Genomic DNA, 23,198 nt, shown 5'->3' with positions numbered 1-23,198 from the left:
GACCGTGCTCTCGTCCCCTCACTCGCCGGGGTAGCGGACTCCGACGAGTTCACGGACCCGGTCGAGCGTGCTCATCACGTCCAGGCTGGTCCGGAGTGGAACGAGCGCGGACTCGGTCTTCTTCTCGCGCAGACAGCTCATGACTTCCTCGGCCTGGAAGCCGTAGCCGTTGCCCAGTTGGGGTTCCGCCTCCACGACCCTCGGCTCCCGTCCGTCGCGGTGGAGCACGAGCTGCCGGGGGTTGTAGAAGGCGGACGGGAACTCGATACGGCCCTCAGTGCCGTACACCACGGCGCCGTTGGCGCTGCCGAACGCCAGGGAGCAGGACAGCACGGCCATCGCTCCGCCGTCGTATCCCAGCACCATGGCCGTGCTCTCGTCCACGCCCGCGTCGTTGAGGTGTGCCCACGCCGAGACATGGTCCGGGGCGCCCAGGAACAGATGGGCGAACGAGACCGGATAGGTGCCGATGTCGAGCAGCGCGCCGCCCCCGGCCGCCGGGTCGCGCAGCCTGCTCCCCGGCACGACCGGAGCCCGCGAGGAGAATTCGGCACGCACGGAGACGACTTCACCGATCATGCCGTCGCCGATCATCTCCTGGGCACGGCGGACCAGTGGATTGACGAACGTCCACATGCCTTCCATCAGGAACAGGGAGCAGTCCCCGGCTGTGGCGATCATGGACTCGGTCTGGGCGCGACTGAGCGCGAACGGCTTCTCGCACAGGACGGCCTTGCCGCCTTCGAGGCAGACGGTGGCGGCGGCCAGATGATGTGCGTGCGGCGTGGCGACGTAGACGACGTCGATGTCGGGGTCGTCCGCCAGCTCCTGCCAGCTGCCGTAGGCACGGGGGATCGCGAACCGGTCGGCGAAGGCCTGCGCGGAGTCCTGGGAGCGGGAGCCGACGGCGACGACGTCCGCTCCGGGAATCGTGCGCAGGTCCTCGGTGAATGCTGCGGCCATGGGCCCCGTCGCGAGGATTCCCCATCTGATGGAGCGGTCGTGCACGTGCGTTCCTCCTGTTGCGGGCCGGTGGGAACGTTCCCACCGGCTGTGCCAGGCTCACGTGTGGCGCCACCCGTTGTCAAGGGACGCCGGTACCGACCACATCAGGCCCGGGCTCCGCTCGGCGCGCCGGAAATCACGAGGTCACGGCGTCAGCCCCGCCCACGGATCATCGACAGCAGCAGACCGTGGGTCTCGGCGTCCGCGGCCACGAGGAGCCCGCGGCCCGCCTGTCCGACGGGAGCTCCGTCGACCCCGGTGACGACACAGCCGGCGTCCCGGCACAGAGCGATTCCGGCGGCGAAGTGAACGCTCCCGGTCAGATCACCGCCATCGGTGACGTATGCGGCACGGCTGCCGGTGGCGACCCAGGCCAGCGCCAGCGTCGTGGACACGACCCGAGGCCGGAACCGGGCGACGAACCCGGGGTGAGCGAGCAGGTCCACGGCCCGGAATCCGGGCGCGCTCGGGAAGGGCGCGTCCAGGTTCACGTCGACCAGCTTGGTCGCAGCGGTCGGCGCCAGCGGTGTGTCGCCCTCGTCGCCCCGCACCCAGGCGTTCTCGCCGTCGGTGAAGAACACCTCGCCGGTGAACGGATCGGCCACCGCGGCCGGACCGCCGCGCAGTGCCACGTTGACGGCGACCAGCATGTGGCCGACCGCATAGTTGAGGGTGCCGCACAAGGGATCCACCAACCACTGGCGCGCCGCGTCATCCGCACCCCGCCGGCCGCCCTCCTCACCGTGCACCGCGTCCCCGGGCCGAGCCGCACGGATCACGTCGAGGATCGCTTCCTCAGCCGCGACATCGGCGTCGGTGGCGAAATCCCCCGCACCTTTGTCGATGCGGGTCAGCCGCTGCCCGTACCTGGCGCGCACCACCTCCGCCCCGGCGCGCACCGCGGCTACCGCGATCTCGGCATCGTCATGGCTCGCATTCGAGTTGATCACGGCGTGCACGGTATCGGGCTGCGCTCCGCGTCGTGAGCCGATCCGGTCTCCCCCATTCATCGACCAGGTGAACCTGTGCGGTCGGGGAACCAGGGACGCCGCATGCGCCTGGGGCCGACGGCTCCTGCCGTCGGCCCCAGGCCCTGTGCGGTGCGTCAGCGGCTCACTGCAGCGGCCGCACCCAGACGTTGCGGAAGCGGACCTTGTTGCCGTGGTCCTGCAACCGGATCGCACCCGCGGCGGGCGTCTCCGACCGGCCGGAGGCGGTCGGCCCGTCGAGGGCGACGTCGTCATGCACCTTCTTGCCGTTCCACACGACCGTCACCCGGGCGTCGGCGGTCTTGTTGCCGTCGTCGTCGAATCGGGCCGCACGGAACTCGATGTCGTACGTCTGCCAGGTCTCGGGCGCCGTGGCCGCGTTCACGTCGGGCGCCTTCTTCAGGTAGAACGCCCCGGCCTCGTTCGTGTCGAGGGAGATGTCACCGTAGGAGTCGAGAATCTGGAGCTCGTAGCGGTCCTGGACGAAGATGCCGCTGTTGCCTCGGTCCTGCCCGGTCACGTCCGGGGGCAGCAGCGGCACGCGGAACTCCACGTGCAGGGCGAAGTCCTGGTAGGCGTCCTTGGTGCGGATGTCGCCGCAGCACACCTCCATCGACTTCTCCTCGGCCAGCGGCCATGCCAGGCGCCGGCCGTCCGTGTGCTGCCACTGAGCCTGCGAGTCCGCCGTCCCGTCGAAGAGGTTCACCTGGGCGCCGTGCGGGCGCACGGTGATCAGGTCGAGGTTGACGTGGCCGGTGTCGCCGGGGTCGTACCGGTACGAGATCTCGTTGCTGCCCGCGCGCAGGGTCAGGCTCTCGGTCCGGGTGGACCAGGAGTCCCAGTCGCCGGTGGACGGCAGTTGCGTCTGCCGCAGCTTCTTCCCGTTGGCGTACAGGGAGAGGGATTTGGTGCCCTGGAACGGGTTGGGGCCGTTGGAGTAGCGCAGGTTCACGTCGTAGGTGCCCGACTTCGGCACCGTCACGTCGAAGGTCGTGGCGACCTTGCCCTCGATCGCGTACCGGTCGACGAATCCGCTGCCGGAGTAGCCGACGTGGTCGGTGTTGATCCCGGCCTTGCCGGCCAGGCGCGCCTCCTCGGCCTCGTACAGCGTCGCCGGGGGCGGCTGCTTGCCGGGCACGGCGTTGAGCGTGTACCAGGCCTCGGTGCTCCACAGGGACTCACCGGACGCGGAGGTGAAGGGACGCGGGGAACGGACGTGCACCACATGTCCGGCCTTCAGGCCGTCCAGCATCAGCCGGACGGTGCGGCCGTCCTTCGACAGCGTCGCCGAGCGCACGGCGAGCCGCTGCTCGGCGATCTTCGGACCTCCGTAGTCGGTGGTCGCCGTGTAGCGCCATTGCTCGGCGCGGTAGTGCTCGGCGAGCTGCCCGGCGGTCTCGGCGGACACCGGCTGCGTGTACGTCAGGTCGAAGCCGCCCGGTACGGCGCGCATGGACTTGATGTCGAAGGTGTTGCCGCCGTTGGGTGTCAGCTTCTGCAGACCGAACCTGAGCTTGCCCTCCTGGCCCCAGTTGCCGTCGGCGCCCAGGCCACCTACGTAGACGGCGCCGTCGGGACCGAGGCTGATGCGGTTGACGCCGGCCTCCAGGCCCTGTGTGTAGCGGAAGACGGCGCCCTGGTACTCACCCTTGACCTTCTCCAGGTAGGCACGCTGCAGACCGCCGTAGGTGACGTCGCCGATCAGCATCTGCCCCGCGAACTGGCCCTTCTTCAGATACAGGGGCGTGGACGGGGAGTTGGCGATCTCGTTCTGCGGCAGCCAGAGCACGGGTGCGGTGACGGGCGACTTCTCGAAGGGGCCGGCCGGCTCGGTGTAGTGGTTGAAGAAGCGGTCCTGCTTGATCTGCACCAGCTTCGACGAGGGGAGCCAGCCACCCTGGTTGTCGGTGGTGAACAGGCTGCCGTCCGGTCCCCACCCGATTCCGTTGGGTGTGCGCAGCCCACCGGCAACCGGGCTGATGGTGCCGGTCTTCTTGCTGACCTTGTACGTGGTGCCGCGGCCGGGAGCCGGCTGCGGGGTCGTGGTCGCGCCGCCGAGGTCGATGGCGACGGAGAGGTTCACGTAGAAGTACCCGTCGCGGTACAGCAGACCGAACGCGAACTCGTGGAAGTTGCCCCCGTAGGGCCAGGTGGCGACGGTGCGGTACTCGTCGGTGACGTCGTCGCCGTCCCGGTCGACCAGCCGGGTCAGCTCGTGCTTCTGCGACACGTACAGGGATCCGTCGACGTACTTGATACCCATGGGCTCGCGCAGCCCGCTCGCCACCTTCTCGACGGTGACCTTGTCACGGCTGGTGGCACCGGTGACGTTGTCCAGCAGGTACACCTCTCCGGCAACGTTGTCGCTGCCGCCCCAGGTACTGATCGCCAGACGTCCGTCGGGCAGCCAGTCCATACCGCTGACCTGCGGTTCGAAACCGTCGGGGCGCAGGTCGGTGAGGGTGAGGTCGGGGCGCACGGAGGTGAGCGGAAGTCCGTCGCCGGGGCTGTCGCCGCTCGCCTCGCACTCCTTGCGGCCCGGTGCCGTCACGCGGACCACGCCCGCGTCCGTGCTGAGCGCTTCGCGGGGTACCACGGTGAAGTCGCTCTCACCCGGCGGCTTCCAGGCGAGTTGCAGCTGCTGCCCGCCGTCGCGCTCGAAGTGGTCGATGCGCAGCGGGTGCGAGCCGGCGGAGAGGTGGACGACGCCGTCCTTCGGCTCGGCTCCGTGCAGCCCGTCGTGGTCGATCACGGTGTCGCCGTCGATGGTCAGCCGCGAGCCGTCGTCGCTGGTGAGGCGGAATACGTACGATCCGTCGCGCGGTGCCACCAGGTAGCCGCTCGCCTCGGTGACGAAGCGGTCCTCGAACCCGCCGAACTCGGCGCTCGTGGACCAGTCGACCGTCGGCATGAGCTTGTCGTGGTTGGGGGTCTGTCCGGGCTTGAGGGTGCACAACTCGCTGAGCGGGGTCTGCACGTCGAACACGCGCAGCGTGACTCCTGGCTCCTGCGGCGGAATGTCCTCGGGAGCGGCTGCGGCCGCCGGGACGGCCAGGGCACCGGCGGCCAGGACTGCTGACGTCAGGAGTGGAACAAGGTGTCTTCGGACGAGGGGGAACAGGCGTTGGCGCATTGGTCCTCCTGTGGTGGGGACCGGACCGTGCCGGATGTCGTTCCGGTCTTCCGCGGCGGGCACTCCGTGTTTCGCCGCAAAGATAGGAGACTTCCGCTTGTCATGTCCACACTTTGTCATCGAAGTGTTCAAAGTCCCCCGCGATACGGCGACGTCGGTGACAAGCACGGCGGACGAGGCGCGGTGAGCGTGCCGGAGCGCCCGGTTGACGCGGCCCGTCCAGCGGTCGGCACCACCGCAGCCGTGCACAAGATCCGTCAAGCGCTCAACTTCGGCCAGGACTGGACTGTTTGAGCCAAGGAAAGATCAATAACCTTCTCCTCGACGGCACACGTCTATTTCGAGGAGTTCCGTGTCCACTGCCCAGCAGGCGCCCGACATCCTTTCGCCCGAGTTCGCGGCGAACCCCTACCCCGCGTACGCCGTGATGCGCGAGAAAGAACCCCTGATCTGGCACGAAGCCACCAACAGCTACATCATCTCCCGCTACGACGACGTCGAACGCGTCTTCAAGGACAAGAAGTCGGAGTTCACCACCGACAACTACGACTGGCAGCTGGAGCCCGTTCACGGCAAGACGATCCTCCAGCTCAGTGGCCGGGAACATGCGGTACGACGCGCCCTCGTCGCCCCCGCCTTCCGCGGCAGCGACCTCCAGGAGAAGTTCCTGCCGGTCATCGAGCGCAACTCGCGCGAACTGATCGACGGCTTCCGGGAGTCCGGCTCCGCCGACATCGTCAGCGACTACGCCACCCGCTTCCCGGTCAACGTCATCGCGGACATGCTGGGCTTGGACAAGGCCGACCACGCGCGCTTCCACCGCTGGTACACCGCGGTGATCGCGTTCCTCGGAAACCTGTCCGGCGACCCCGAGGTGACCGCCGCCGGCGAGCGCACCCGCGTGGAGTTCGCCGAGTACATGATCCCGATCATCCGCGAGCGGCGCGACAACCTCGGTGACGACCTCCTGTCCTCGCTCTGCGCCGCCGAGGTCGACGGCGTCCGGATGAGTGACGAGGACATCAAGGCGTTCTGCAGCCTCCTGCTGGCCGCGGGCGGTGAGACCACCGACAAGGCCATTGCCAGCATCCTGGCCAACCTGCTGGTGAACCCGGACCAGTTGGCGGCGGTCCGGGAGGACCGGAGTCTGATCTCCGCGGCCTTTGCGGAGACGCTGCGCTTCACCCCGCCGGTCCACATGATCATGCGGCAGTCGGCCACCGACGTCGAGGTGTCCGGTGGCATCATCCCGAAGGGCGCCACGGTGACCTGCCTCATCGGCGCCGCCAACCGGGACGAGCGCCGCTACAGCGACCCCGACCGGTTCGACATCTTCCGCGACGACCTCACCACGACGTCGGCGTTCTCGGCCGCCGCCGACCATCTCGCCTTCGCGCTCGGCCGGCACTTCTGCGTCGGCGCGCTCCTGGCCAAGGCGGAGGTCGAGACCGGTGTGAACCAGCTGCTCGACGCGATGCCCGACCTCCGTCTCGCCGACGGCTTCGACCCGGTCGAGCAGGGTGTCTTCACCCGCGGTCCGCAGTCGCTGCCGGTGCGCTTCACCCCGGTCACGGGCTGACCGCGGACCGGTAGCGGCAGCATGCCCTCCGCGAGCCGGGGATCCCGAGGATCCGACCGGCCCGCGGAGGGCGTGATCACTGCACCGCCGGCGTGAACTGCACCGGCAGGGACGTCAGTCCGCGCATCCAGATCGACGGACGCCAGGTCAGCTTCTCCGTCTCGACGGCCAGCACCAGGTCGGGCAGCCGCTCCAGCAGCGTCTCCACGGCCGTACGCGCCATCACGTCGGCGAGCAGCGGAGCCGGATAGGGGCAGCGGTGCTCGCCGTTGCTGAAGGACAGGTGCGCGGAGTTCTCGGCACCGACATGCGACTCGGGCCAGATCTGCGGGTCCGTGTTCGCGGCCGCGAGGCCGAGCACGAGACAGTCGCCCTCACGGATGAGCCGCCCGCCCAACTGCGTGTCGCGCACGGCCCAGCGACCGATGAAGTTCTGGGTCGGCGTGTCCAGCCACAGGACCTCGTTCAGCGCGTCACCGACACTGACCCGGCCGCCCGAGACGTTGACCGCGAAGCGCTCGTCGGTCAGCAGCAGACGCAGGGTGTTGCAGATCCAGTTCGCGGTCGGCTGCTGCGCCGCCGCGATGACGGAGATCAGGTCCTGGACGATCTCCTCGTCGGTCAGACCCGCCGGATCCAGCAGCATCCGCGAGGTGACATCGGGACCGGGATTCTCCCGCTTCTCCTTGACCAGCTCCGCGATCCGGGCCCCGACCCGCATGTACGCCGCCACCGGGTCGTCGCCCTCACCGGCGTCGAGCGAGATCCGCAGGTCGTCGACGAGCTTCTCCGTGTCCGCCCTGCCCTGCGGCACACCGCACATCCACAGCACCGCGCGGGCCGGCAGGACGTGGGCGTACGTGCTCATCAGCTCGGCCTGACCGCTACCGGCGAACGAGCTGATCAACTGCTCGGCGATCGCCTGGCACTCACGGGCCAGTTCGAACTGGTCGACCCCCTCCAGCGCCTGTGTGATGACACCGGCCCGGCGCTGATGCTCCTGCGCCTCGGTGAACAGCACGGACGGCTGGTGGCCGACGAACGGCATCAGGGGCCAGTCCGGCGGGATGTTCGGCCACTGGTTCCAGCGCCGGGAGTCCCGGGCGAACAGCTCGTCATGGCTGGTCACATAGCAGACCTCGGGATATCCCAGCACGAGCCAGGCCGGGATGTCGCCGTCGAGCAGCACCGGCGCGACCGACCCGTGCTCGCGGCGCATGGTGCGATACAGCTGGGAGGGCGTCTGCTGGTACTCCAGACCACCCAGCTGCACGGCGGAGGCGTGCGCGGGGCAGCCCGGCGGAGGCGCGTTCGTGGACGTGGCGCCGGTGTGGTCGCTCACGATGTCCCCTCCCGGGAGAGTGCCAGTGTGTAGAGATGGTCCACGAGGGTGATCAGGACGTCCTTGCCCGAGGACCTGACCCGCGCGTCGCAGTCGATCATGGGCACGTGGTCGCCGAGCGCCAGGGCCTGGCGGATCTCGTCGAGCGAGAACCGGTTGTCGTCGTTGTCGAACCTGTTGACGGCGACCACGAAGGGCGTCTTGTGGTGTTCGAGCCTGTCGATCGCGTACCAGGAGTCCGCCATACGCCGGGTGTCGACGAGGACGACAGCGCCCAGGGTGCCGGAGAACAGACGGTCCCACAGGAACCAGAAGCGTTCCTGGCCCGGTGCGCCGAACAGGTAGAGCACCATCCGGTCGTTCAGGCTGATGCGCCCGAAGTCGAATGCGACGGTCGTGGTGGTCTTGCGCTCCACTCCGGCCGTCTCGTCGACACCCTGCCCCGCCTGTGTCATCAGCTCCTCGGTGTTCAGCGGACGGATCTCGCTGACCGAGCGGACGAGGGTCGTCTTGCCGACGCCGAACCCGCCCACGACGACTATCTTCAGGCCGGTCTCGGCGGCATCGGCCAGCGGCGTGCGCTGGGAGGGCAGCTCAGAGGTTGCGGAGCCCATGGAGCACCTCCTGGAGCAGGGCGGTTTCAGGGAGAGCCGCGACGGACTCGGCCGCGCGGGGATGACGGGCGCTCACCTTGCCCATGGCATGGAGGTCGCCGAGAAGGATCCGTACGACGGTGATGGGCAGCTTCAGCTCGGCCGAGACCTCGACCAGCGCCGTCGGATGACGGCACAGCTCGAGGATCCTCGCGTGCTCGGACTGCATCCCGGCCGCGGGTTCGCACTCGCTGACGATCAACGTCACGAGGTCGAACCCGTCGTCGGCTTCGCTGCGCCCACCCGTGACCGTGTAGAGCCGGTCCGGGACACCGATGTCCACGGGTTTGTGGATCACGTTGAGGCACCCCGGATGACCGGTGTACGCGGTTCTGCCCGCAGATGGTCACCGATCTGCTCGACCAGCTCGGTCATCTGATGGCCGACCACACCCGGGTCGGCACTCTCCTCCGCGACGACCGCGAGGTGCGCCCCCTGGCCGGCCTCCACGATGAACAGCAGGCCTCCGTGGAACTCGGTCATGGAGTGCCGGACACCGGCCGATCCGTCGCCGAACTCCACTGAGGCGCCCTGTGCGAGAGCCTGGATGCCGGAGCAGATGGCCGCCAGCTGGTCGGCCTGGTCCAGGGTCAGATTTTCCGTCCAGCACAGCTTCAGACCGTCCCGGGACAGGACCAGTGCGTGGCGGGTGCCCGGAGTGCGCTCCAAGAGGTTCATCAAGAGCCAGGTGAGGCTGTTGTCAGTGGTCTCCATGACAGGCGGGACGGGATAGACCGGTCGATGGTCACCCGGCCCGTTCCTCCAATCCAACGGGGTGCGGCGAATCAGTGCGGGGGTGGTGGGCTGCGAAGCCCTGGGCAGTGCGGGTGCCGGGATCTAGACGTCCGCCTCGGGACCGGCGGTGTCGGCGGATGCGGCGGGAGAGCCCTCGGCGGCGCCCGCCGCCTTGCGGCCCCGGTGGAAGGCGCCGAACCGGCTTCCGGCGTCACGCGCCGGACCGGCGGCATCGGGCTCCGCGCGCTCGGGCTCGGCCGCCGCCCGCGGCCGTCCGCGCTCCGCCTCGGCCATGGTGCGGCCGGGGGCCCGGACGGGCAGCCCGTTCTCCGTGGCCGACGTACGTGCGGTCGGGATGTCGGCCCGCGGCGCCAGGTCCGCCGGCGCGACCACCTGCGGACGGACCGGCAGCACCTCCTCGGCCTCGGGAGTCGGCGCGGCGGCCGGGACCTCGGCGCTGGGGCGAGGACGATCCACCGTGACCGGCTCGCGCTGCTGGGCCACCAGCTGCGGCGGCAGCAGGACGACGACACCGGTGCCGCCGCGCGAGGACGGGCGGTAGTTGACGCTTATGCCGTACTTGGCGGCGAGCCGTCCCACGACGCCGAGGCCCAGCCGGGTGCCCTGGAGCGAGGCAAGGTCGGTGACCCGGCCCGAAACGGACTCCTCGGCCCGGCGCATGGCGGCGTCGGACATCTTCAGACCGCTGTCCTCGATGGTCACGACAAGACCGGCGCTGCGCTCCTCCACGTACACGTGGACCTCGTCGATGGGCGGCGAGAAGTTGGCCGCGTTGTCCATGAGTTCGGCCAGCAGGTGCATCACACCCTCGGCCGCGAAGCCCGCGATCGCGCCCTTGCTCGAATTGTGCAGACGAACCCGCCGATAGGCGGCGATACGTCCCACCGCGCCACGCAGGATGCTCTCCATGACGATCGGCTTGTTCCAGACCCGGCTGGAGCGACCGCCCATCAGCAGGGCGAGCCGGTCCGTCATGAGGCCCAGCTGCGAGGTGCTGTGGTCCAGGCGCAACAGGTCGCCGAAGACGTCCGCGCCGTGGCGGTCCTGCATGTCACGAAGGTCGGCGAGCATGCTGACCGTCTTGGCCTGGACCCGGCTGAGCGCCTTGGCGGAGGCGGCCTGGGCGGCGGCGGAACGGCGCTCGCTGTAGGCGAGTTCACGGATGAACGATTCGGCGGGCGCACGCAGAACCGGGTTGACCGGCCAGTCCAGCTTGGCGAGGGCGGTGTCGGCGGAGCTTCCCTCACGCAGCAGGGCCACCGCGGCGGGCAGGGTGTCGCCGGTGAGGCGTTCGATCTCCGTCTTCCACCGGACCAGTTCGCGACGCGTGTCCTCGAGGTCCGACCGCGCCTCGGCGGCCTGCCGCACGGACTCGGCGATCTCACCGGAGAAGACGTTCAGCATCCGGCGCAGGTACGGATCCGAGGGCGTGGGCAGCCCGGACAGGACGTCGTCGGCGCTCGTACCGGCCCTCAGCTGCCGGGCGATCGTCGGCAGGGTCGTGTTGACCAACTGGTCCGTCTCGGCGCCGTGCTGCATCCAGTTGTGCTTGGTCATCTCCAGTTCACCGCTGCGCGAATCCGCACGGCGGTGGGCCCGGCGCAGCCGGACGGAGGCGGTGGCGGTGACGGCCGCGACACAGGCCCAGCCGACGATCGCCGTGCCGGCCACCCACGCGCGGGCTCTCTCCGGGCAGAGCGCGACGGCCGCTGCGGCCCCCGCGGCCGTGACGACCAGGACCGCGAGGACCACGGCCGGTGAGGAGCGCGTCCCTTGCGCGGATCGGCGCTGGCGGGCTCGAGCAGGCACTGACATTCCGCGGTCCCTCGGTCCGTGAGAGCTGGAGTACGTCCACGACTGGCGCATCACCGAGAACCTGGAAGGCGGTAGGCCGTCCTCCGGTTCGAGCGCGCCACACATGCTAGTCACCCCATGTGGTGGGGGGACCCGGGCAAAGGGGTCAGCTCCGACACGAGTTCACTTCGTCGAGAAATGACTACTACGGCATCGGCATGTGATATCCGGACTCCCCCGGTATCAACTGGTGTTCAGTGGCGCGTAGTAGACGTTTCGAGGGCTTTGCCACGGTCACGCTGCACCGTCGTCACCCTGGCCGCTGGCCATCGAGGGTCGATTTTCAGCCAACTAACTGATTCTGAGCGGAGCGATCACCGGCCGCGCCACGGTCGAGGACCGGGGCGCGGCCGGTCGCCGTCGACCTCGGCCGATGCCGTTCGGTCCCTGCGACGTGCGCTTCCGGACGGCGGCGGCACCCACCCTTTCCGCGCGTCCGGGGGCCCGGAGGTGGTGCCGTTCGGCCACGGGCAGCGGAGTGGGTACGGCGGCCGCGCCGCCGAAGCGGGCCAGGTCGTGGAGCGAGCCGGTCCGGTGGTCGTACCGGACGAGAACCCGCCCGCGCCTGGCCTGCCCGACAGCGCGTCGGTGCCGTGCGCGGCGAACCGAGCGATCCTCAGGGCCGTCAGCGGGCCGCTTCCTGCTGCACCGGAGCCGGCGGAGGTGTGGGGGCACCGGCCGGGGGCGGGATCTTGCGATAGGTGCGTACGTCCGGCGCGGCGCCGGACGGGGCTGCGGAAGGCCCCGCGGGAGCCACTCCGGCCCCGGGCACCCAGCCGGCGTTGACGACGCGGGTCTGCATGACCCAGGCGCCCGCCAGGAGGAGGGCACCGAGCGCGAGCATGCCGATGAGTCCGGCGGTGCCGCCGAGCTTGGCGATGTTGCCGAGCAGCGCACCGAACCAGCCGAAGTCGGCGTCGCCGAAGGTGGTGTTGGCCGTGCCGAAGTTGCCCAGGACCTTCAGCAGGAGCGCGGGCAGGAAGGTGATGAGCAGGCCGTTGAGGAAGGAGCCGACGATGGCGCCGCGGCGACCGCCGGTGGCGTTGCCGTAGACGCCGGCGGCACCGCCGGTGAAGAAGTGCGGCACAAGACCGGGCAGGACCAGTGCCAGACCGAACGCAGGGTTGAGCACCCAGATGAGGGTGGCCAGACCGGCGAGTCCGCCGAGGAAGCTGAATATGAAGCCGATCAGCACGGCGTTCTGGGCGTAGGGGAACACGATGGGGGCGTCGAGGGCGGGCTTCGCTCCGGGGACGACGCGTTCGGCGATGCCCTGGAAAGCGGGGACGAGTTCGCCGAGGATGGTCCGGACACCGAACAGGATGACGGCGACGGCGATACCGAACTGAAGTCCCTGCATGAAGGACTGCATGATGTAGTCGCCGAGCCCGGTGGCACCGGCGCCGCCGGCTCCCGCGAAGGCCTTGAAGGCGGTCTCACGTCCGGCCTTGGCGAGGAACAGCAGACTCATCACGAGGTAGATGAGCACCATGGACAGGGCGGTGGCGACCATGGAGTCTCGGAGGAACCTCAGCCCCTCCGGCAGACGCATGTCCTCGGTGCTGCGGCTGGGCTTGCCGAACTTGCTGACGAGTTGGCCGGTGGCGCCGGCCGTGATGTATCCGGCGGTGCCGAAGTGCCCGATGGCGACGCTGTCGTTGCCGGTGACCTTCTTCGTCCAGGGGTGCGCGAGGGCGGGCAGCGAGACCAGCAGGATGCCCAGCAGGACACCGCCGCCCAGGACGACGACCAGGGAGGACTGCCCGGCCGTGGCCATGACGATGGTCAGCATGGTGGCCATGAACAGCATGTGGTGGCCGGTGAGGAAGACATAACGCAGCGGTGTGAAGCGCGCCAGCAGCAGGCTGACGAGGAAGCCTGTGATCATCAGCCAGGCGACGCGGGCACCGAACTGGTCCTGGGCGATGCCGGCGATGGCCTCGTTGGTCGGGATGACGCCGTGGGCGCCGGTGGTGCCCTGGATCATCTTGCCCAGCGGATCGAGCGCCGCGGTCACCAGACCGGCGCCCGCACCGACGAGAAGCAGGCCGAGGGTGGCCTTGATGGCACCGCCGGCTATCTGCCCCGCCGACTTCTTCAGGGCGATCAGGCCGACGGCGGTGATGGTGCCGATGAGGTAGGCCGGTTGGCTGAGGATCTCGTTGACGAGAAACTTGGCAAGGCCGATGAGCCAGTCCATCAGAGTGTGCGTCCTTTCTCGATCAAACGCTGTAGGTGTCCCGCAGGACGTTGTCGACCTCGGCGGTGCTGGTGAAGTCCTGGACGACCTTCACGGGCACGCCGACATCGCCGAGTGTGTTGGCTATTTCGCGCGACGTGAGGATGGCGACGGCCTCCGAGGCCTTGCCCTTGGCCGAGATGGTGTCCGTCGCCTCGACGGTGACGTGCGGGGACCAGCCCCAGCGGTCGAGGACCTGCTCCAGGGTGTTCTTCAAGAACAGACTGGTGCCCACGCCGTTGCCGCACACGGTGAGGATCTTGTGATGGGAAGCGGCCGGCTCGGCGGGCGCGTCGACGCTTTGCGGGGTGGCCGATGCGGCGGACTCGACGACGGTCGTGGCCTGCCCGCCACCGAGCAGCGTGAGGACCTCCTCGGCCGTCCGCGCCCGTTCCAGGGCGGTGGCCGTGGTCGGGTCGGACAGCGCACGGGCGAGCGCGCCCAGAGCCTCTGTGTGAGCGGAGGAGTCGGTGGCCGCCAGCGCGACCACGAGGCCGACCGGGTCGTTGGTGTCGTGACCGAACGGCACGGGCCGGGCCAGCCGTATCCAGGACATGCCCGTCCTCAGCACGGCCGGCGAAGGCCTCGCGTGTGCGAAGGCCAGACCGGGGGCGATGACGATGTAGGGGCCGTTGTCCTCGACGTTGGCCAGCATCTGCGAGGTGTACTCGGCCGTGCTGATCCCGTCGTCGGTCAGTGCCTGACCGGCCGCTCGTATCGCGGCACGCCAGTCGGCGGCATCGACGTCGAGCCGGACGGCGGAGAGGGACAGCAGGTCGGTGAGCGCAGTCATTGCGCGACTCCAGGGGTGGACGGGACATTGCCGTGCCTGCCCGGCAGGCACGGGGGCGGGGATCAGGGCGACGGGGCGACCGCGGGCCGCCCCGTCGCCCTGAAGGCTGCGTCAGGAGCAGTACTCGTCTGCGCTTCCCCGAAGAACGGCGGCCATGCGAACGTGGCGGCCCGGCCCGGCGCGACATGCGCCCACCCGCCGGGCGACCTGCGTCCGTGCGGCCACCGCCCCTGCCCGTCGAGCAGCGCCCGGCCGGTGTCGGACATCACGAACGTCTCCACCGGTGTGTCGCAGGTCACGTGTCGGGCGCTGTGCATGGTCATGGGGTTCCGGTCCTCGGACAATTGATGGCGATACAGGCCTTAAGGCCCACTTCACCCGTTTCGCCACACTGACCAGACAGGGTGCTGCTCCGTGACAACTCCGACAACCATGCCTTTTCCGGTCAGCCAACCGGAAGTCGCTATGGCATTGATCACACTGCCCGTCGTGCCGAGACTCTCCGTGCACAGCACGATGCGCCGGCCGCCCGTGCTCGGGCGGCCGGCGCAGATGTGTGAGGGTGCTGGTAACACCTCCGGGGCTCCACGTCGCTGCGCGAGGCGGCGACGTGTGCCGCGTGCGGAGGGGCGAGCACCGGGGATACGCCCCCGGCACATCAGGCCGGAGGACCTCCGAGGCCGGGTGTTCGACCTCGTGCCGGGCGCGAGTGGGGCATACGGCTGCTGCCCGACGGCGGGGGCCTACGCCGGTCCCCCAGTCCGGAGGCTAGCGCGGCAGGTCGAGGCGGACGACCGCGCCGATCTCCACGAGCTGGTCGGGCAGCGCGAGATCGGACACACCCATCACGGTGCTGGTCGGCCGACGCTCACCGACGTACTCGGCATGCAGACGGGCGACGGTGTCGAAGTGCTCCCGCAGGTTCCTGACGAGGATCGTGGTCTCGACGATCTGGCCACGGGTGGCGCCGAAGTGCTCCAGCACCCGGTCCAGGTTGCCGAGGGTCGTCCTGACCTGAAGCTCGAAGTCCCCCGTCCCGACAAAGGCCCCGGCGCTGTCGTGCGACAACTGCCCGGAGACATGGAGCGTGTCACCGGCCTGCACGGCCTGGCTGTAGCCGTACAGCGACTCCCACGGCAGACCGAAGGCAAGTTCCTTGCTTTGAACCGTCATGACTTTCTCCTCATATTCGACCGAAACGTTCCCGCGAGCGGGGACGACACATGAGACCGAGGTCATGCCTGTCCCGTGACATGTCGACCCCGCGTGGACAGGCGCTACGACTGACAGGGTGTCAACATCGGTGCCACACCGGTCAGCTGTGACGACCGAGCTGTTCTGTCACGGATCAGTGCGCTGACTTGTCTTGCTGAATGAGGTCGCACAACCGCAGTGCGCATGCACGAAACCACCCGAGTGAGGCTCCTCATCATGAGCGACGAGAACCCCGAGCTGCGTCTGCCCCCGACGGTACAGATCCTCGCCTCGGTCCCCGGTACGACGATCCCCGAGAACGCTGTCGCGAAGACCGTTCTGATCACCCTGCCCGGCGGTGACGCGGGTTCCCCGCCGCACCGTCACTCCGGCCCCGCGTTCGGATACGTGGTCAAGGGCGAGATGATCTTCGAGCTGGAGGGCGAACCGCAGCGCGTCATCAAGGCCGGGGAGACGTTCTGGGAGCCGGGCGCCGACGTCATCCACTACCAGGGCGCCAACAACCTCCCGGACGGCGAAACCGCCTACCTCGCCACGATCCTCTCCGCGCCCGGGCAGCCGGTGCTCACCGTGGTGAGCCCGGAGGAGCTCGAAGCCCGTCGGGACCGCCGGGCACCGCGCCTGTAGCGACTGGAGCGGGAAAGGCCGGTAGCGGCCCGGCCTCCCCGCCACCGTGCGGCCTCAACCGCGCGCCCCGTCGACCGGCTCGCCGGCCGACCCATGCCATGGGCCCCCTGTACAGCTCCAAGCGCCGAAGTGCTTCGTTTGCGGCCCGCCACCGGCGCTCACCACTGAGCCATACGCATCCCTCCCCGCGCCCCGGAAAGGACTTCGATGCTGATCGCCGAGGCCCGCATACAAACCGAGCATTCGGGCCGGTACCTGTCCGAGCTGTGCCGCCAACCCAGCCGAACAGGCGGTCACATGCGGCTCCGACCACGCCCGCACCACGCCGACATGAGTACGCTCCAGCACATCGAACGGTCAGTCACACGCGGGACCGTCGACCTCGGCTGGGCCCGATGCACCCTGCATGCCGGCACCGACGTCCTGACGCTCCGCGCTGAAGCCGCCGACCAGGACAGCCTCCTACGCATCCAGCGTCTGATGACTCGCCGCCTGCAGAAGGCCGGCAGACGCGATGCGCCTCAGGTCACCTGGCAACAGTCCGAAACCGTCGATCACCGGCCCGTTGACCTCATCGCTGTCGCTCCCGACCCTCCGCGGACAGCCCCGGCTCGTCGGCCACGACGCCGCGCCACGATCGGCCTCATAGCCGTCGTCGCCCTGGCTGTGGCCGTTCACCTCGGTGTCGGCGGACTGCTCCTTGTGTCGGGTCCGTGGGGACACTGGGGCTTGGGAGCGCTCCTCGCCGTGGCCTTGGCGAAGGCGGTCTTTCTCCTGGGCCGCCGTGCAGCACGGCGTCGCAGCAGGTGGTGAACAGCGGCCGTGGATCAGGTGCCCGACGGCTGCCGGACAGACACCCGGGGATCGATCACAGCGGAGCGCTCAGCGACGTATTGCGCCACCGGCCGCTCCGTCACGGAATCTGCTCAGCCCGGATCTGCTCCAAGAAGTGGGAGTCCTCACCTTCGACTTTGCGAGCGATCTCCAGAACCCGGTGCAGGCTTTGCGAAGGTATGACAACCGCGCCTGAGGAATCGGCGTACACATAGTCCCCGGGTGTGATGCAGACGCCGGCGAACTCCACTGTCACGTCGGCCGCGTAGGGCATGACGACCTCGCCACCCCATCGTGTCGACTCGCCATTGCACCAGGTGGCGAAGCCCTGTTCGCGCAACTGACGGAAGTCCCTCAGGCGTCCGTCGGCAAGGACCCCGGCGAGCCCGTGATGGGCAACCCTGGAGAGCTTCGTTCCCCCCGCATGCGATACGTCCGGGTAACCGCCGCTGGAGAGCACGAGAACACGACCTGCCGGGGATTCGCCGACGGCCTGGTAGAAGAAGTCGGCGAAGGTTTCGGAGGACTGTGTCAGGTCGTCCCGGCGGGGCATGAACGCGATGGTGGCCGCCGGACCGAACAGAGGCCGACCGGGGTCCGGACTGACCATGGGCAGGATGTGCGCTCGGTGATCGTGGATTCGTCCCATGGCGTCCACGAGGGCGGCGCAGCCCAGTTCGGACAGCCTGGACACGAATCTCGCATTGCCGAGCTCGTGCTCCGCCCCGTTCTCGATCATGTTTTCCTCCTTGCGTGTGTGCGGGCGCAGGCGCTGACCCACCCAGGTCCTGGGGGCAGGACCAGACGGGCCACAGAGCAGATGTGTGGCCCGACACCGAATTCCGCATGGGCCTGAACCGGTCCTGTGTGCCTGCGGCGCCGCCTGGAGCGGCGCATGCGTCGCCCTCCGGGGGCTGCGGCTGATCAGCAGCCCCCGGATGTCCGGCTGACGACAACCGAAGGGAGTCCCCGACTCCCCGGGGATCAGTGGTCTGCCGCGAACGTGAGTTGTGCCCAGTCGGCGAAGCTGGTCCAGCTGATTTCCGGGTGGGCCGTATGCAGAGTCGGGATGTCGACGCGGTAACCGGGTCCGTCGAGGAACGTCCACATCGCGTGCATGTCGGGATCGCCGATCGCGTCCAGGGGAAAGTACTCATGCCGAACCACCCGTCCCAGGGCGCCGCTCAGTGTGGCTGCCATCTGCGCGGGAGTGGGTGCGTCGCTCGCCAGCTCGATCCGCCGCCCCAGGTACGGAGTGGGGTTGAGCAGCACTCCGGCCGCGAACGCACCATGGTCGGCGCGGGCCAGCTGCTGCAGCGGCTTGTGAGAGGGGAGCGGCAGGTCGAGTGCCCCGCTGAGGAGTCGTTGCGCTCCGCCGAGGGCGTTGTCGAAGAAGTACGTCGGACCCAGAATCGTATGAGGCACGTCACCGGAGACCAGCTCGGCTTCGATACGGGCCTTGCTGTCGAAATGCGGTACGCCACTGCCCTGGTCGGCCCCTGCCACCGAGCTGAACACCAGATGAGGCACGCGCTTTTCGCCTGCGGCAGCCAGGATCGCCCGCCCCTGGGCCACCTCGGCCTCCACGCCGGCGTCGAACGGAGTGGTGTAGGCGAAGACTCCCGCCACGCCCTCCATCGCGGCGCCGAGGGACAGGCGATCACTCAGGGAACCGGTCACCACATCGACGCCCTCGACGGCGAGCAGACGCGCGGCGGGACTCTCCGGATTCCGCACCATCGCCCGCACCTTTGCCCCGCGGGCCAACAGCGCGTCGGTCACGGCCTTGCCCTGTCCGCCGGTCGCGGCAAGCACCAGAATCGGGTCATCAACCATCTGAGAACTCCATTGGTTCGGTTACCTGGAAGGGTGAACTGTCGGCGGCGGCAGCGACCGCAACCGGCACTGACAGGCGGTGCTCGGAGCCCGAGCCGCCGCCATGCGCTTACTCGTCAGGCGTTTCGGGGCTCTGGGCCTGGTCGAAGAACTTCATCGCCATGAAGCCATGGGCGTAGCTGCCACCCGCGCGCAGCGCTGCCGCGACCATGATGGTCTCGGCCAACTCCTGCTGGGTTGCGCCTGCGGCGTGCGCGGCCTTGGTGTGCGCCTCGATGCAGTACGGGCACTGGGTGGTCAGTGCCACCGCCACGGCCATGAGTTCTGTGTACTTGGGCGGGATGACGTTGTCACTGCCACGCATGGCCTGTGCGTCCCAGGCCACAAAAGCCTTGAAGGCCGCTGGGGCGCCGGCGCGGATGTGCTTCGCGTACTGGTGGTCGGTGTGCTCGTGGTAGGACAAGGTGCGCTCCTGTGCATTCGGCTCAGGGCGGTGGAACGTGCTTGCGTCCCGCAGCGCCTGTCGTCCGGATGTGGGATGTGGCCGGGCAGCGATGAGTAGTGGGCGCAGGGCCCGGCACGGTCGACGCGCGCCGCGCCCTGTCCGCTGCCGGATACGGAGGTACTTCCGACGTGGCCGCCCAGGCGTCGGAGTACGCGTATGGCCCGCGGCGGACCGGGCCCCGCGATGGTGGTGCCGACGCCATGACGCCTCGCGCGCGGAGAAGGTGTGTGTGGGGCCCGGCCGACGAAGAGGGGATCGTCCCTCGGTCCGCGGCGGCCGGCCTATTCGGGCGCGGCGGCTCTGACCGGCAGGCTCTCGAGGGACGAGACGGCGGCGCGAACCGCGGCCGTGACCATCGTGCGTCTCCGTGACGAGCGAGGATCGCTCGGCCTCGTCACGGCGGGCTCAGTAGTCATGTCGTGTCCTCGTGAGTTGCTTCATTGGCCGCGCTCGACGTGTGCGGCGGGCGGGTTTCGCTCTCTTCCAGACATGACCGCGCACCTCGGCAGGGTGTGACATCCGACCGCGCAGCGGTTGAACTCGCCGATGACGGTCAGGTGCGGCGGCTACTTCCTGCGGCGTCACTCGGTGCCGGTGTATCGGCGGCAGCGCCGGACGGATCCGCGAGAGGCCTCGGATCAGCGACACACTGTTTGCCACTGTTCTCATGAAGAAAACGTGTAAATGTCGTCATCTTCAGGTGGCCGACGGGTTCAACAGGTCGCATCAAATACCCGCATAACTGGCATACCCGCCGCACCCCAAGACCCCGAGCGCAGCATGTTGTGTTTGCGTGTCGAGCGGTCTGGTACGTTCGTCATACATCGACTTCAGGGTTGACACGAACAGGTGTTGACGGCGCTTCAGGACGGCCCACGTCGGCCTCCTGCGCTGAACGAGCCGTCGCCCGACGATCCACTTCGTGTCGCTTCACGTTGCTGACGGGTGGGGTGTCCCGTCAGCCCGGAATCGGAAACTCAATGACAAAAAACACAGCATCACGCCGGAAGCATGCCTCCCGGCGGCGGCCCATCGCGCTCGGTGCGGTGGCCATTGCAGTGGCGGGAGCCATCACCGTTCCCGTCGTGGCGCAGGCCACGGGGGACAACTCCGCCGCGGACCCGACACTTCAGCAGGACTTCGCGGCGGCGGCCAAGGAGTACAAGGTGCCCCAGCAGGTGCTGCTGGCGGTGGCCTACGAGCAGTCGGCATGGGACAGCAACCAGGGACACCACAGCGCGTCCGGTGGATTCGGCCCCATGCACCTGACCGACGTCACGCCGGAGATGCTCGCCGGCGGAGCCGCCGGTATGGCCGGCCGGGCGGAGGCCGAGGAACTGGCCGAGGACGAGGCTCTGCACACGCTGCAGACCGCGGCCGAGCTGACCGGCCTGCCGGCCGACGAGCTGCGCAACGATCCCTCCGCGAACATCCGCGGTGGCGCGGCCCTGCTGGCGTCCTACCAGAAGCAGTTGCAGGGCGAGACGTCCGACAACCCGGATGACTGGTACGGGGCGGTCGCCCGCTACAGCGAGTCCACGGTACGTCAGAGCGCGACCGCCTTCGCCGACCGCGTCTACGCCACCATGAAGAAGGGCGTCGCGCGCAAGACGGACGACGGAGAGAGCGTCAAGCTCGCCGCCGACAGCGCGGTCGCCCCGGTCACGTCGCAGCTGAACAAGCTCAAACTGTCCGCGGCCGTGGCGGCGGACACCGAGTGCCCGCCGGGCCTGGACTGCCGCTTCATTCCGGCCGCGCCGGGCAACGGCCAGGTCTCGAACCGGCCCGCGAACGGCATCCGGATCGACCAGATCATCATCCACGACACCGAGTCGCCCTACGAGTCGGCCATCGCCACGTTCCAGAACCCGGCGAAGAAGGTCGCCGCCCACTACGTGGTGCGGTCCTCCGACGGCGCGGTGACCCAGATGGTGCCCACGAAGGACCTGGGCTTCCACGCGGGCAACTACTCCACGAACCTGCACTCGATCGGTATCGAGAACGAGGGTTACGCCGCCCACGGCGCCACGTGGTACACCCAGTCGCAGTACCACGCGAACGCGGAACTGGTGAAGTACCTGGCCGAGCGGTTCGACATCCCGCTGGACCGGCAGCACATCATCGGCCACGACAACATCATCGCGCCGGCCGACCGGTTCACGAAGGACCAGCACTGGGACCCGGGTCCGTCGTGGAACTGGGAGCGCTTCATGGCCATGGTGGGCGCGCCGGTCGAGGGCAGGCACGGCGTCGGCCCCGTCGGCTCCGCGGTGACCATCGCCCCGGGTTTCACCCGCAACAAGCAGACGATGGAGCTCTGCCCGGAAGACGACGGCAGCGGTGCCACCGAGGAATGCACCACCGTGCGCAAGGCGTCGAACTTCGTCCGCCTGCGTACCGAACCGCGTGCCGACGCTCCCCTCTTCGGTGAGCAGACGATCCACCCCGACGGCGCCCCCGGCACCGACCGGATCAGCGACTGGGGCAGCGCCGCACAGGCCGGGCAGCAGTTTGTCGTCGCCGACAAGAAGGGCGCCTGGACGGCGATCTGGTACAGCGGCAGCAAGGTGTGGTTCCACAACCCGCTCGGCCGCAACACCGTCCCGGCCCGCGACGTGACGATCGTCAAGCCGGCGGGCACCGGGTCGCTGAAGGTCTACGGCACCAACTACCCGGATGCCGCCGAGTACCCGGCCGGCCTCTCGCCGTCGACCCAGGCTCCGCTGAGCATGTACACCGTTCCCGCGGGCCAGGCCTATGTGTCCACCGCGGCACCGGCCCTCACGGACGACTTCTTCCCCTCCAGCGGGAAGGTCGTTTTCGGCGCCAAGAAGATGTACACGATCCAGTACAGCCACAAGACCGCTCTGATCTACGCCGACGGTGTGATCGCCAAGGGGCATCCGTCCCACTGACATATGAGCCGGGGGGGACCCGCGGGGGGCCGGCAGCCGTCGCTGCCGGCCCCCCTTCCGGTCGCCGACGCTGTGCGGGTCCTGCGCACGCGTCACCGCCAGCTCGCATGCTCGGCGACCCGGGCACGGGCTCGTCAGGCGCTCGGCGGCGTCACACCTGCCGTTGGCCTCCGTCGACGAAGAGTTCCACACCGGTGATGAACGTGCTGTGGTCCGAGGCCAGGAAGACGACCGTGTCCGCGACCTCCTCGGGCCGGCCCAGTCGGCCCAGTGGCACCTGGTCGACCAGGGAAGCCTTCAGCTGACGTGCCTGCTCCTCGTCGCCGGCCAGACCACTGAGCCCGGGGGTGTCGATGGGCCCTGGACTGAGGGTGTTCACCCGGATGGCCCGTCTCTTCAGTTCGTTGGCCCAGGTCCTGGCGAACGAACGCACCGCCGCCTTCGAAGCGCTGTAGACACCGAACGACTCGTCCCCGCCGCTGCCCGCCGTCGAGCCCGTGAGAATCACCGAGGCACCGTCGTTCAACAGCGGGAGAGCCTTCTGCAGGGTGAACAGCATCCCCTTCACATTGGAGCCGAACGTGTCGTCGAAGTGCTTCTCGGTGACGTCCTCCAGGCGCAAGAGACCGCCCCCGCCGGCATTGGCGAAGAGGATGTCGATACGCCGCCCGTGCTCCTCGACCGCGGCGAACAGCCTGTCCAGGTCCGCCAGCACGGCGACATCGCAGCGTACGCCCGTGGCGCTGTCCTCGCCGACGGCCGCCACCGCGTCGGCCAGGTCGGATTCCCGACGCCCGGTGAGGTACACATAGGCACCTTCTTGCACCAGGCGCTGGGCCGTCGCGAGCCCGATGCCGCTGGTTCCGCCGGTGACGACCGCCGTCTTCCCGTCAAGCTGCCCCATGCCGACCTCCCGGGTCTCC

20 protein-coding genes are annotated in these 23,198 nt (G+C 69.0%); 4 read left to right on the top strand and 16 right to left on the bottom strand.

Going from position 1 to position 23,198, the window contains the following annotated elements:
- Window positions 1-18 precede the first annotated feature (18 nt).
- From DN051_RS36615 to DN051_RS36605, 3 genes are all read right to left on the bottom strand, one after another.
- Window positions 19-1,008 (bottom strand): Gfo/Idh/MocA family protein, encoded by a 990-nt coding sequence (locus tag DN051_RS36615; RefSeq protein ID WP_112441020.1) that lies wholly within the window; start codon window positions 1,006-1,008, stop codon window positions 19-21.
- Between the two features lie 149 nt (window positions 1,009-1,157).
- The gene (locus DN051_RS36610; RefSeq protein ID WP_199314770.1) at window positions 1,158-1,955 is read right to left on the bottom strand and encodes an inositol monophosphatase family protein; all 798 of its coding nucleotides are present in this window, start codon (window positions 1,953-1,955) and stop codon (window positions 1,158-1,160) included.
- A gap of 163 nt (window positions 1,956-2,118) precedes the next feature.
- Window positions 2,119-5,127 carry a 3-keto-alpha-glucoside-1,2-lyase-like domain-containing protein gene (locus DN051_RS36605; RefSeq protein ID WP_112441016.1) on the bottom strand — a complete coding sequence of 1,003 codons (3,009 nt, stop codon included), beginning with the start codon at window positions 5,125-5,127 and terminating at the stop codon, window positions 2,119-2,121.
- Between the two features lie 352 nt (window positions 5,128-5,479).
- Between DN051_RS36605 and DN051_RS36600 the strand changes: the two genes are divergently transcribed.
- Window positions 5,480-6,706, top strand: coding sequence for a cytochrome P450 (locus DN051_RS36600; protein ID WP_112441014.1), 1,227 nt, complete (start codon window positions 5,480-5,482; stop codon window positions 6,704-6,706).
- A 76-nt stretch (window positions 6,707-6,782) separates the two neighbouring features.
- Here the strand turns inward: DN051_RS36600 and DN051_RS36595 are convergent, their stop codons facing one another.
- The 9 genes from DN051_RS36595 to DN051_RS36555 form a co-directional block, all read right to left on the bottom strand.
- A complete protein-coding gene (locus DN051_RS36595; protein WP_112441012.1) occupies window positions 6,783-8,048 on the bottom strand; it encodes a cytochrome P450 in 1,266 nt (421 codons plus the stop codon).
- Complete coding sequence (locus tag DN051_RS36590) at window positions 8,045-8,662, bottom strand: GTP-binding protein (RefSeq protein ID WP_053755936.1); 618 nt, start codon at window positions 8,660-8,662, stop codon at window positions 8,045-8,047. The genes DN051_RS36595 and DN051_RS36590 overlap by 4 nt, the downstream gene beginning before the upstream one ends.
- The gene (locus tag DN051_RS36585; RefSeq protein WP_107093751.1) at window positions 8,643-8,999 is read right to left on the bottom strand and encodes a DUF742 domain-containing protein; all 357 of its coding nucleotides are present in this window, start codon (window positions 8,997-8,999) and stop codon (window positions 8,643-8,645) included. Before DN051_RS36585 ends, DN051_RS36590 begins: the two co-directional genes overlap by 20 nt.
- Window positions 8,996-9,415 carry a roadblock/LC7 domain-containing protein gene (locus DN051_RS36580; protein ID WP_053755937.1) on the bottom strand — a complete coding sequence of 140 codons (420 nt, stop codon included), beginning with the start codon at window positions 9,413-9,415 and terminating at the stop codon, window positions 8,996-8,998. Before DN051_RS36580 ends, DN051_RS36585 begins: the two co-directional genes overlap by 4 nt.
- Window positions 9,416-9,538: 123 nt before the next feature.
- The gene (locus DN051_RS36575; protein ID WP_112441010.1) at window positions 9,539-11,272 is read right to left on the bottom strand and encodes an ATP-binding protein; all 1,734 of its coding nucleotides are present in this window, start codon (window positions 11,270-11,272) and stop codon (window positions 9,539-9,541) included.
- Between the two features lie 664 nt (window positions 11,273-11,936).
- A complete protein-coding gene (locus tag DN051_RS36570) occupies window positions 11,937-13,511 on the bottom strand; it encodes a PTS ascorbate transporter subunit IIC (RefSeq protein WP_112441008.1) in 1,575 nt (524 codons plus the stop codon).
- A 22-nt stretch (window positions 13,512-13,533) separates the two neighbouring features.
- A complete protein-coding gene (locus tag DN051_RS36565; protein ID WP_053755939.1) occupies window positions 13,534-14,343 on the bottom strand; it encodes a PTS sugar transporter subunit IIAB in 810 nt (269 codons plus the stop codon).
- Window positions 14,344-14,405: 62 nt separating this feature from the next.
- Window positions 14,406-14,666, bottom strand: a complete 261-nt coding sequence (locus tag DN051_RS36560) for a hypothetical protein (RefSeq protein WP_112441006.1) — start codon at window positions 14,664-14,666, stop codon at window positions 14,406-14,408.
- A 445-nt stretch (window positions 14,667-15,111) separates the two neighbouring features.
- The gene (locus DN051_RS36555) at window positions 15,112-15,516 is read right to left on the bottom strand and encodes a RidA family protein (RefSeq protein WP_112441004.1); all 405 of its coding nucleotides are present in this window, start codon (window positions 15,514-15,516) and stop codon (window positions 15,112-15,114) included.
- Between the two features lie 258 nt (window positions 15,517-15,774).
- On the opposite strand from DN051_RS36555, the gene DN051_RS36550 reads away from it, so the two are divergent.
- Both DN051_RS36550 and DN051_RS36545 read left to right on the top strand, forming a co-directional pair.
- Window positions 15,775-16,185 carry a cupin domain-containing protein gene (locus DN051_RS36550; RefSeq protein WP_112442697.1) on the top strand — a complete coding sequence of 137 codons (411 nt, stop codon included), beginning with the start codon at window positions 15,775-15,777 and terminating at the stop codon, window positions 16,183-16,185.
- Window positions 16,186-16,392: 207 nt separating this feature from the next.
- A complete protein-coding gene (locus DN051_RS36545) occupies window positions 16,393-16,998 on the top strand; it encodes a DUF2218 domain-containing protein (protein ID WP_112441002.1) in 606 nt (201 codons plus the stop codon).
- Between the two features lie 100 nt (window positions 16,999-17,098).
- Here the strand turns inward: DN051_RS36545 and DN051_RS36540 are convergent, their stop codons facing one another.
- The 3 genes from DN051_RS36540 to DN051_RS36530 all read right to left on the bottom strand — a co-directional run bounded on the left by DN051_RS36540 (window position 17,099) and on the right by DN051_RS36530 (window position 19,318).
- Window positions 17,099-17,758, bottom strand: coding sequence for an RraA family protein (locus tag DN051_RS36540; protein WP_112441000.1), 660 nt, complete (start codon window positions 17,756-17,758; stop codon window positions 17,099-17,101).
- Window positions 17,759-18,003: 245 nt separating this feature from the next.
- Window positions 18,004-18,855 (bottom strand): NmrA/HSCARG family protein, encoded by an 852-nt coding sequence (locus DN051_RS36535; RefSeq protein ID WP_112440998.1) that lies wholly within the window; start codon window positions 18,853-18,855, stop codon window positions 18,004-18,006.
- Between the two features lie 109 nt (window positions 18,856-18,964).
- Entirely contained in the window at window positions 18,965-19,318 is a 354-nt protein-coding gene (locus DN051_RS36530; RefSeq protein ID WP_112440996.1) for a carboxymuconolactone decarboxylase family protein, read from the bottom strand.
- Between the two features lie 1,088 nt (window positions 19,319-20,406).
- Here DN051_RS36530 and DN051_RS36525 point away from each other — a divergent pair.
- Window positions 20,407-22,275, top strand: a complete 1,869-nt coding sequence (locus DN051_RS36525; protein WP_246040718.1) for an N-acetylmuramoyl-L-alanine amidase — start codon at window positions 20,407-20,409, stop codon at window positions 22,273-22,275.
- A 151-nt stretch (window positions 22,276-22,426) separates the two neighbouring features.
- Here the strand turns inward: DN051_RS36525 and DN051_RS36520 are convergent, their stop codons facing one another.
- Complete coding sequence (locus DN051_RS36520; protein ID WP_053755947.1) at window positions 22,427-23,179, bottom strand: SDR family NAD(P)-dependent oxidoreductase; 753 nt, start codon at window positions 23,177-23,179, stop codon at window positions 22,427-22,429.
- Window positions 23,180-23,198 lie beyond the last annotated feature (19 nt).

The sequence above is a fragment of the Streptomyces cadmiisoli genome (genome assembly GCF_003261055.1).
GTDB lineage: Bacteria > Actinomycetota > Actinomycetes > Streptomycetales > Streptomycetaceae > Streptomyces > Streptomyces cadmiisoli.
Note: the sequence above shows the minus strand (reverse complement) of the source record. Positions and strands in the feature narration are given on the sequence as shown.

Coding starts and splice junctions, on each gene's coding strand:
- DN051_RS36545 (WP_112441002.1), top strand. CDS start 16,393: ATGCTGATCGCCGAGGCCCGCATACAAACCGAGCATTCGGGCCGGTAC.
- DN051_RS36535 (WP_112440998.1), bottom strand. CDS start 18,855: ATGGTTGATGACCCGATTCTGGTGCTTGCCGCGACCGGCGGACAGGGC.
- DN051_RS36565 (WP_053755939.1), bottom strand. CDS start 14,343: ATGACTGCGCTCACCGACCTGCTGTCCCTCTCCGCCGTCCGGCTCGAC.
- DN051_RS36570 (WP_112441008.1), bottom strand. CDS start 13,511: ATGGACTGGCTCATCGGCCTTGCCAAGTTTCTCGTCAACGAGATCCTC.
- DN051_RS36590 (WP_053755936.1), bottom strand. CDS start 8,662: ATGGGCTCCGCAACCTCTGAGCTGCCCTCCCAGCGCACGCCGCTGGCC.
- DN051_RS36550 (WP_112442697.1), top strand. CDS start 15,775: ATGAGCGACGAGAACCCCGAGCTGCGTCTGCCCCCGACGGTACAGATC.
- DN051_RS36605 (WP_112441016.1), bottom strand. CDS start 5,127: ATGCGCCAACGCCTGTTCCCCCTCGTCCGAAGACACCTTGTTCCACTC.
- DN051_RS36540 (WP_112441000.1), bottom strand. CDS start 17,758: ATGATCGAGAACGGGGCGGAGCACGAGCTCGGCAATGCGAGATTCGTG.
- DN051_RS36555 (WP_112441004.1), bottom strand. CDS start 15,516: ATGACGGTTCAAAGCAAGGAACTTGCCTTCGGTCTGCCGTGGGAGTCG.
- DN051_RS36560 (WP_112441006.1), bottom strand. CDS start 14,666: ATGACCATGCACAGCGCCCGACACGTGACCTGCGACACACCGGTGGAG.
- DN051_RS36575 (WP_112441010.1), bottom strand. CDS start 11,272: ATGTCAGTGCCTGCTCGAGCCCGCCAGCGCCGATCCGCGCAAGGGACG.
- DN051_RS36520 (WP_053755947.1), bottom strand. CDS start 23,179: ATGGGGCAGCTTGACGGGAAGACGGCGGTCGTCACCGGCGGAACCAGC.
- DN051_RS36580 (WP_053755937.1), bottom strand. CDS start 9,415: ATGGAGACCACTGACAACAGCCTCACCTGGCTCTTGATGAACCTCTTG.